We start from the raw sequence: 8,249 nt of genomic DNA, 5'->3' as shown, positions 1-8,249 counted from the left end.
GGCTTTTCGTACTCTTTGGTCAGCCGATGCAGCAGATCAAACCCCGCCGAGAGTCGTTGCGAGCCTGGGGCATGGTTGAACGGCGACAGCGGGTGGCTGTAGAGCTTCGAGGTCGCGCTGGCAAATTCAGCAAAAGGGCTGAGCAGGGCGCGTTGGCTTTCGTAGAGCTGGTAGAGCATCGGGTGTCCTCGGGCGTGGGTGGCAACAGGCGGGCGGAAGAAGCGCCAGAATGCTTCAGCGTAAATTGGTGCAGTGCAACAATTCTAGGGCAATTTGCGCAATGCAGCAACCCACTCAAGAAAGTAGCGGCACGATCAATAGGGCCACGATATTGATGATCTTGATGAGTGGGTTGATTGCTGGGCCGGCAGTGTCTTTGTAGGGGTCGCCCACGGTGTCGCCGGTCACGGCCGCTTTATGGGCGTCGCTGCCTTTGCCGCCAAAGTGACCTTCTTCGATGTACTTTTTAGCGTTGTCCCAAGCGCCGCCGCCGGTACACATCGAAATCGCCACAAAGAGCCCCGTGACGATGGTGCCCATCAAGAGTCCGCCCAAGGCCACAGGCCCCAGCAGCAAGCCCACCAAAATCGGGGCGGCCACGGGCAACAAGCTGGGCAGGATCATTTCCTTGATGGCCGAAGCGGTGAGCAGATCGACGGCGCGGCTGTAATCGGGTTTGGACGTGCCGGCCATGAGCCCGGGGATCTCCCGAAATTGCCGCCGCACCTCTTCAACCACCGCACCCGCAGCGCGGCCCACAGCCTCCATGGCCATGGCACCAAAGAGGTAAGGAATCAGCCCCCCGAGGAATAAACCGACGATCACCAAGGGGTCGGCCAGATCAAAGTGGATGTGCAGTCCGCGTGCTTCCAGGGCGTGGGTGTAATCGGCAAAAAGCACCAAGGCGGCCAAGCCGGCCGAGCCGATGGCATAGCCCTTGGTCACGGCCTTGGTGGTGTTGCCCACAGCGTCGAGCGGATCAGTGATGTCGCGCACGCTCTCGGGCATGCCGGCCATTTCAGCGATGCCGCCGGCGTTGTCGGTGATGGGCCCGTAAGCATCCAAGGCCACGACGATGCCCGCCATGCTCAGCATCGCGGTGGCCGCGATGGCGATGCCGTACAAACCCGCCAGTTGAAAAGCACTCAGGATGGCTGCGCAGACAAACAGCACCGGCCATGCGGTGGATTTCATCGAAACGCCCAAGCCCGCAATGATGTTGGTGCCGTGGCCGGTGGTGGAGGCTTGGGCCACGTGCTGCACGGGTGCGTAGTCGGTGCCGGTGTAGTACTCGGTGATCCAGACCATCGCAGCAGTCAAGATCAAACCGACGGCGCAAGCGCCGAACAGCCGCAGTTGGGTGTGGGTGTGAGGGCCCAAGGCATCGTCCGGCATCACCGCTTGGGTGACGAACCAGAAGGCGATCAACGAAAGCCCGCCGGCCACGATCAAGCCCTTATAGAGCGCGGGCATGACGTTTTTCATCCCCGGGCTGGCTTTGACAAAGCTGCTGCCGACGATGGAGGTCAGGATCGACACCCCACCCAGCAGCAGCGGGTAGAGCACCGCAGCCATAGGGGCGCTGGTGATCAGCAGGGCACCGAGCACCATGGTGGCGATCAAGGTCACGGCGTAGGTTTCAAACAAGTCGGCGGCCATGCCGGCGCAGTCCCCGACGTTGTCGCCCACGTTGTCGGCGATCACGGCGGGGTTACGCGGGTCGTCTTCGGGGATGCCGGCTTCGACCTTGCCGACCAAATCCGCGCCGACATCGGCCCCTTTGGTGAAGATGCCGCCGCCTAAACGGGCAAAGATCGAGATCAAGCTGGCCCCAAAGGCCAAGCCCATCAGAGGTTTGAGGGCTACGTTCAGGGCGGGGCCGTCCAAGGTGGCACCGTGGCTCAGGACGCCAAAGACGCCGCCCACGCCCAGCAGCCCCAAGCCGACCACCAGCATGCCGGTGAGGCTGCCGCCTCGGAAAGCCACATCCAGCGCTGGGCCCATGCCGCGTGTGGCCGCTTGAGCGGTGCGAACGTTGGCGCGCACCGACACGTTCATACCGATAAAGCCGCAAGCCCCCGAGAGCAGGGCCCCGATCACGAAGGTAAGGGCGGTGATGGGGCCGATAAAGACGCCGAGCAACACGGCCAAGCCCAGCCCCACCCAAGCGATGCTGCGGTATTGCCGGGCCAGATAGGCCGAGGCCCCTTGTTGGATGGCGCTGGCAATGGCTTGCATGCGCTCGTTGCCGGGGTCTTGGCGCAAGATCCAGCCCCGGGTGAGGAGCCCATGCGCCACGGCGGCCACGCCGCAAAGCAAAACCAAGATAAGGGCAAGGGTTGCGGTCGCCATGAAAGTCTCCTCGGCAAGGGCGGTGCGGCGATGCTAGGCCCATCGGGGGCGAATAAGCAAGGCGCTTGCGCAAGGTGTCCGCAAGCGCAGTCCGTAGAATCACATCCCACCCTTTTCAACCTTCAACCAAGACAAACGCCCATGAGCCTGCACAACGTCACGCCCGGCAGCAAAGCCCCCGAGCAATTCAACGTGATCATCGAAATCCCGATGAACGCTGACCCGATCAAGTACGAAGTGGACAAAGAAAGCGGCGCGCTGTTCGTGGACCGTTTCATGAGCACCGCCATGCACTACCCGTGCAACTACGGCTACATCCCCCAAACCTTGTCGGACGACGGCGATCCGGTGGACGTGTTGGTCATCACCCCGTTCCCGCTGGTGCCGGGCGTGGTGGTACCTTGCCGCGCCATTGGCGTGCTGAAGATGGACGACGAAGCCGGTGGCGACGCCAAGTTGTTGGCCGTGCCGACCGACAAGATCTTGCCGATCTACAAGAACTGGCAAAAGCCGGAAGACTTGCATGAGCTGCACCTGAACCGCATCCAGCACTTCTTCGAGCACTACAAGGATCTCGAAAAGGGTAAGTGGGTCAAGGTGCAGGGCTGGGAAGGCCCGGAGTCTGCCAAGCAAGAAATCTTGAATGGCATCGCCAGCTACGCCAAGGCCAATCAGCCGGTCTAAGGGTTTAGACCGGCTTAAAGCCTTGAGCCGGGTTACTTGAACAAGCCTTTGAGCTTGTTCTGTACTTGGTCTCGGGCCTGTTGTTCAAGCTGCTGCTTCACCTGCGCCTCGTTGGGCAGGGAAGCCGCAGCCGCAGCCAACGGAGCCTTGAGCTTGGCCACCGCACCGCTGTTGTCCAAGGCTTGCTTGAGGGATGCGCCAGCGTTGGCGCCGCCCATCGAGATATCGCTCCACTGGATCTTCCAAGCCATGGCGCTGAAGGGGCCGCTCAGGCGCACCGGCACCGTCAAGCCTTGCAGTGCAGGGTCCATCCCGTCTTGACCCTTGGCCACCGAGGTCACCGTGGTGCGTGCGGTGTAGTCCAGCGCACTTTGGGGCAGGTTCACAAAGCCATTGCCGGATAGGCGCAGGAAGGGGCTCTTCATGTCCAGATCGCGGTTATTGGCCACACCATTCAAGATTTGGAAAGTCGCTGAGAGCTCGGAGAAGTCGGTCTTCTCGGTCTTCTGCGCTTCTTGGATCGCATCTTTTTGCAGCGTCAGCTTGGCTTTGAACTCGCGCAGCGAACGCGCCAAGTTGATGCCGTGCAAAGCGCCGTCACGCAACTGCACCGCAGCCGTACCGTTCAACGCCGCTTTCATGGCGTTGACGGTCGCGCCGTGGGTGCTGACATCGGCTTGGACATGGCCCTTGCCTTCGACCAGATCCAAGTTGGCCACGTCTTTGAGCGCGCCTTGGATGTTGATGCCGGTGGCTTTGGTTTTGACGGCGACGAGCTGCTGAGCGGCGTCAGCCACCACTTGGGCCTCCAAACCGCCATCCCAGGCTTTGAGCGACAGCGGGGCCAACACGAGATGCCCGCCTTCGAGCTTGGCTTGGGCCAGCAGATCGCGGATGACGAAGGGCTTGTATTTCAGGCTCGCGGCCTTGAGGCTGACATCGGCGTTGATGGCGCGTAGACCCGCCAAATTGACGGGGATATCGGCAGCGGACGCAGCCGGTGGCGGTGCGGGGGCGCGCGGCGGCAGCAGGGCGTCAAGGTCAAGCTCGCCAAACTGCGCCTTGGCTACCAAGCGCGGCGGGGCACCCTTGCTCATGCTGATCTGGCCGTCCAGGTCAAACGCTTGACCGTTGAGTTGCCCGGCCAAGGCCCAGCGGGTGGTTTGCGGTGACGCCGCCACCTCACCCTTGGCTTGGACCGTGAGCGGCTTCAGGCTTGGGTCTTGCACTTGAGCGTCGATGCTCAGCGCGGCCAGTTGGACCTGCGACGTGGGCGGCTGGACCTTGATGTGGGTTTGGATGGTGCCTTGCAGGCGCGTCGGCCCCGTGCCGCCGCCCAGCACCAGCTTGAAGCCGGGGATGTCGAGCGCGTCAAAGCTGCCGGTGGGGGCACCCGACTCAATCCGACCTTGCACCGCAGCAGGGCCTTGGAGCGAGAAGTTGCCCGAAAGTGGCGAGCCTTGCAGCGACTTGCCGTTCACGGCCAACTGCGGCCAGTTCAGCTCCACGCTCAGCGGGTGGCTGCCTTGGGCGTCGCTCAGCTGGCCGCGCAGTTGCACCAAGAGCTTGTCGAGGCTGATTTTTTGGTTGGCCGGTTCAAGTTGCAGCCGGCCCAGACCCAGATGGGTGTCTTGCAAGGCGATGGCGCCGGTGGCGGCGTCCAGCTTCAGGTCCAAGTCCTGCACATCGAGCTTGAAGGGGCGCAGCGCGGCTTGCTCGGTGGCGGGGCTGCCGGGGTCGAGTTGCAGCTTCAAAGTGGCTTGCACGTGCGCTGAAGCTGCCGGCTCGCTGAGTTTGGCCAAGGCGGCGATGCGGATGGGCGTCAACACGTCGGGGCTGAGGCGGCCGGTCGTGAGGTTTTCCAGCGTGATGTCGCCGTGCAGATGGCCTTGGTCGTCGTCGATGCGCGCTTGGAGGTTTTCCAGCGTGATGCCGCTGACGTCGAACTTGAGCGGCTGCGCGGCGGTTTTGGGCTCGGCCGGTTTGGCGGAAGGTTGCAGCAGATCGTCGATGTTGCTGTGGCCTGCGGCGTCGCGCTTGTAGTGCAGCTTCAAGCCACTGGCGCGTACCTCATCCACCACCAGTTGTTGGTGCAACAAGGGCATGAGCTGGATCGCCAAGCTGGCTGATTCGAGCTTGACGAAGGTTTCCGGCTTTTGGAATTCGCTTAAAGCGACTTGGTCGAGGCGCACCGCCAAGCGAGGGAACACGCTCAGCCGGATGGGGCCTTCTAGGCTCAAGGTGCGCTGTTGATGCTCACGCACCCAGTCGATAGCTACTCCCTTGTAGCGGTTCGGATCGAAACTCAGCACCAACCAGGTCACCCCGATCAGCACCACCACCAGCAGACCCGCCGCAGCGAGTAAAAGTTTTTTGGTCAGGCTCATGCGCTATTGTCCCAAGACTGATGTGGAGAAGATGTGCAAACTGTTAAGAATGTAGAGCAAGCCGTGCAAACCCGATGTGTGGTGATTGGCGGCGGCCCGGCGGGGCTGATGGCGGCCGAGGTGCTGGTGCAAGCGGGCGTGTCGGTGGATCTGTATGACGCCATGCCCTCGGTGGGGCGCAAGTTCTTGCTGGCGGGCAAAGGGGGCTTGAATCTGACGCACGCTGAGCCGATGGCGAACTTCGTGGGCCGCTACGGCGTGCATGCCGCTGAAGTGGGCTCATGGCTCGACATGTTCGGGCCACAAGCGCTGCGTGATTGGGCCCAAGGCTTGGGCATCGACACCTTTGTCGGCAGCTCCGGCAAGGTGTTCCCGGCCGAGATGAAAGCTGCCCCGCTGCTGCGGGCTTGGTTGCATCGTCTGCGGGTCAGCGGCGTGCGCTTTCACATGCGCCATCGCTGGAACGGTCTGCTGGAGCCCGTGCCGGGCGATCAGGGCACAGGTTGGACCTTGGCCTTTGACACCCCGACGGGTGAACAGCGTGCCCAAGCGGCGAGCGTGATTTTGGCCTTGGGCGGCGGCAGTTGGGCTCGCTTGGGTTCTGACGGTGCTTGGCAGCCTTGGCTGGCACAACACGGTGTGCCCGTGTCACCGCTCAAACCGCACAACTGTGGTTTTGAGGTCGCTTGGAGCGATTACCTGCGCGAGCGTCATGCCGGAGCGCCGCTGAAGAACGTTCGCTTGAAAGTCACCGATCATTTGGGCCGACGTTTTGATCGGCTGGGCGAAGCGGTGCTCACGGCTCACGGTTTAGAGGGCAACTTGATTTACGCCGCATCCGGCTTGCTGCGTGATGAGATCGAAGCCACGGGATCGGCAGCGGTGACCTTGGACTTGTTGCCGACGCGTGACGAGGCTGAGTTGGCGGTCGCGCTGGCCAAGGGGCGGGGTGCCCGTTCCATGGCCAATCACTTGCGCGAGCACGCGGGCTTGCACGGTGCCAAGGCGGCACTGCTGCACGAGGGGCTTGATACGCCGGCTTGGAACCTCCTCAGCAAAGATCCGGCCCGCTTGGCGGCGCGCATCAAGGCGCTGCCGCTCGCACTCTTAGCCCCACGGCCACTGGATGAGGCGATCAGCAGTGCTGGGGGGGTTGAGCTGGGCACGGCCTTGAACGAGCACCTCATGCTTCGCGCTTTGCCAGGGGTGTTCTGCGCGGGCGAGATGCTCGATTGGGATGCCCCCACCGGCGGCTACCTGCTCACCGCCAGCTTGGCCAGCGGCCGGGTGGCCGCTGAAGGGTGCTTAGCCTTGGGCTGAGGGGATCTCCGGTGGCTTCTTGCGCCAGCGATCCAGCGAGTGGATCGCATCATCGACGTAGGTAAAGACCACCGGGATCACCAGCAGGCTTAGGAAGGTCGAGGTGATCAACCCACCGATCACAACGATCGCCATGGGGGAGCGGAAGCTCGGGTCCACCCCCCAGCCCATGGCAATCGGCATCATGCCGGCCGCCATGGCGATGGTGGTCATAACGATCGGCCGAGCGCGCTTGCGGCAGGCGTCCAGCACGGCGTGCCAGCGGTCCAAACCGTGTTCGCGGCGCGCCAGAATCACGTAGTCCACCAGCAGAATCGAGTTCTTGGTGGCAATGCCCATCAGCATGATCAGTCCGATCATCGACGGCATCGACAGCGCGGTGTGCGTGACGAACAGCGCCAAGAAAGCGCCCGGAATCGACAGCACCAAAGCGGCCAAGATGGTGACCGGCTGGATGAAGTCCTTGAACAGCAGCACCAAGACGATGTAGATGCAGAGCACGCCGGTGAGCATCGCCAAGCCAAAGCTGGCAAAAAGCTCGCCCATGGCCTCGGCATCGCCCACTTCGGTCTGGATCACACCCGGCGGCAGCTCCTTCAGGCTTGGCAGCGCCATGGCCGCGTCTTTCACCTCACCCAGTGGTTGCTGATTGAGTTCAATCTCGAAGTTGACGTTGCGTTGGCGGTTGTAGCGCCCGATTTCGGCCGGGCCGCTGCTGATCGACAAGCTGGCGACATTGCCCAGCAACACCGGGCCGTTTTTACCCGGCACGGGCAGACGGGCCAGCAAGGCCAAGTCGGTACGCGCCTCGGCGGGCAAGCGCACGATGATCGGCACTTGGCGCTGGCTGAGGTTCAGCTTGGGCAAGGCTTGATCAAAGTCGCCCGCCGTGGCGATGCGCAGGGTGTCGGCGATGGCACTGGTGCTCACGCCCAAGTCGGCGGCGCGGGCGGTGTCGGGCACCACGATCAACTCGGGCCGCACCAAGCTGGAGCTGGAGGTCACGGCCCCGATGCCGGGGATGCTGCGCAGTTCGCGTTCCACCACAGTGGCGTGCGCCATCAAGGTGGCACCGTCTTCACCGGCCAAGACCAGCACGTACTTCTCGCTGCTTTGACCAAAGCCCACTTTGACGCGCGCCCCTGGTAGATCCTTCAAGGCTTCGCGCAGCTGGCCTTCGATGCTTTGCTTGGAGGTGCCGCGCCGCTCGGTGCGATGCGTCAGGTTGAGGGTCAGCGTGGCGGTGCGGACATCGGGCAGGCCGGCGCCCGGCGTGAAGGTGTCTGCGCCGGTGCTGCCGCCGCCCACCGTGGTGTAGATCAGCTTGACGTGCGGATGCTTTTGCACCAAAGCCCGCGCGTGTTCAGCGGCGGCAAAGGTTTGGCTGAAGGTGCTGCCTGGGGGCAGGGTCAGCGTGACTTGGGTTTGGTGGAAGTCATCGGGCGGCATGAAACCGGTGGGCAGGGCGCTGAGCAGGCCGAAGGAGCCGAAGAAGAACGCCACGGT

At 63.0% G+C, this 8,249-nt stretch carries 5 protein-coding genes; 2 read left to right on the top strand and 3 right to left on the bottom strand.

Annotated elements, in window-relative coordinates; genetic code table 11:
- Positions 1-294: 294 nt before the first annotated feature.
- The gene (locus AC3VI7_RS11295) at positions 295-2,352 is read right to left on the bottom strand and encodes a sodium-translocating pyrophosphatase (protein WP_489668777.1); all 2,058 of its coding nucleotides are present in this window, start codon (positions 2,350-2,352) and stop codon (positions 295-297) included.
- 141 nt (positions 2,353-2,493) lie between these two features.
- On the opposite strand from AC3VI7_RS11295, the gene ppa reads away from it, so the two are divergent.
- A complete protein-coding gene (ppa, locus tag AC3VI7_RS11290) occupies positions 2,494-3,036 on the top strand; it encodes an inorganic diphosphatase (RefSeq protein WP_489668776.1) in 543 nt (180 codons plus the stop codon).
- A gap of 32 nt (positions 3,037-3,068) precedes the next feature.
- Here the strand turns inward: ppa and AC3VI7_RS11285 are convergent, their stop codons facing one another.
- Positions 3,069-5,423: an AsmA family protein gene (locus tag AC3VI7_RS11285; RefSeq protein ID WP_489668775.1), complete on the bottom strand. Its 2,355-nt coding sequence runs from the start codon at positions 5,421-5,423 to the stop codon at positions 3,069-3,071.
- Between the two features lie 63 nt (positions 5,424-5,486).
- Between AC3VI7_RS11285 and AC3VI7_RS11280 the strand changes: the two genes are divergently transcribed.
- The gene (locus AC3VI7_RS11280; protein WP_489668774.1) at positions 5,487-6,743 is read left to right on the top strand and encodes a TIGR03862 family flavoprotein; all 1,257 of its coding nucleotides are present in this window, start codon (positions 5,487-5,489) and stop codon (positions 6,741-6,743) included.
- Here the strand turns inward: AC3VI7_RS11280 and AC3VI7_RS11275 are convergent.
- Positions 6,729-8,249, bottom strand: a 1,521-nt coding sequence (locus tag AC3VI7_RS11275) for an efflux RND transporter permease subunit (RefSeq protein WP_489671533.1), incomplete at its 5' end; no start/stop codon positions are given. The genes AC3VI7_RS11280 and AC3VI7_RS11275 overlap by 15 nt on opposite strands.

Source organism: Leptothrix toolikensis (SeqCode) (assembly GCF_057922285.1).
Note: the sequence above shows the minus strand (reverse complement) of the source record. Positions and strands in the feature narration are given on the sequence as shown.

Coding starts and splice junctions, on each gene's coding strand:
- AC3VI7_RS11285 (WP_489668775.1), bottom strand. CDS start 5,423: ATGAGCCTGACCAAAAAACTTTTACTCGCTGCGGCGGGTCTGCTGGTG.
- ppa (WP_489668776.1), top strand. CDS start 2,494: ATGAGCCTGCACAACGTCACGCCCGGCAGCAAAGCCCCCGAGCAATTC.
- AC3VI7_RS11295 (WP_489668777.1), bottom strand. CDS start 2,352: ATGGCGACCGCAACCCTTGCCCTTATCTTGGTTTTGCTTTGCGGCGTG.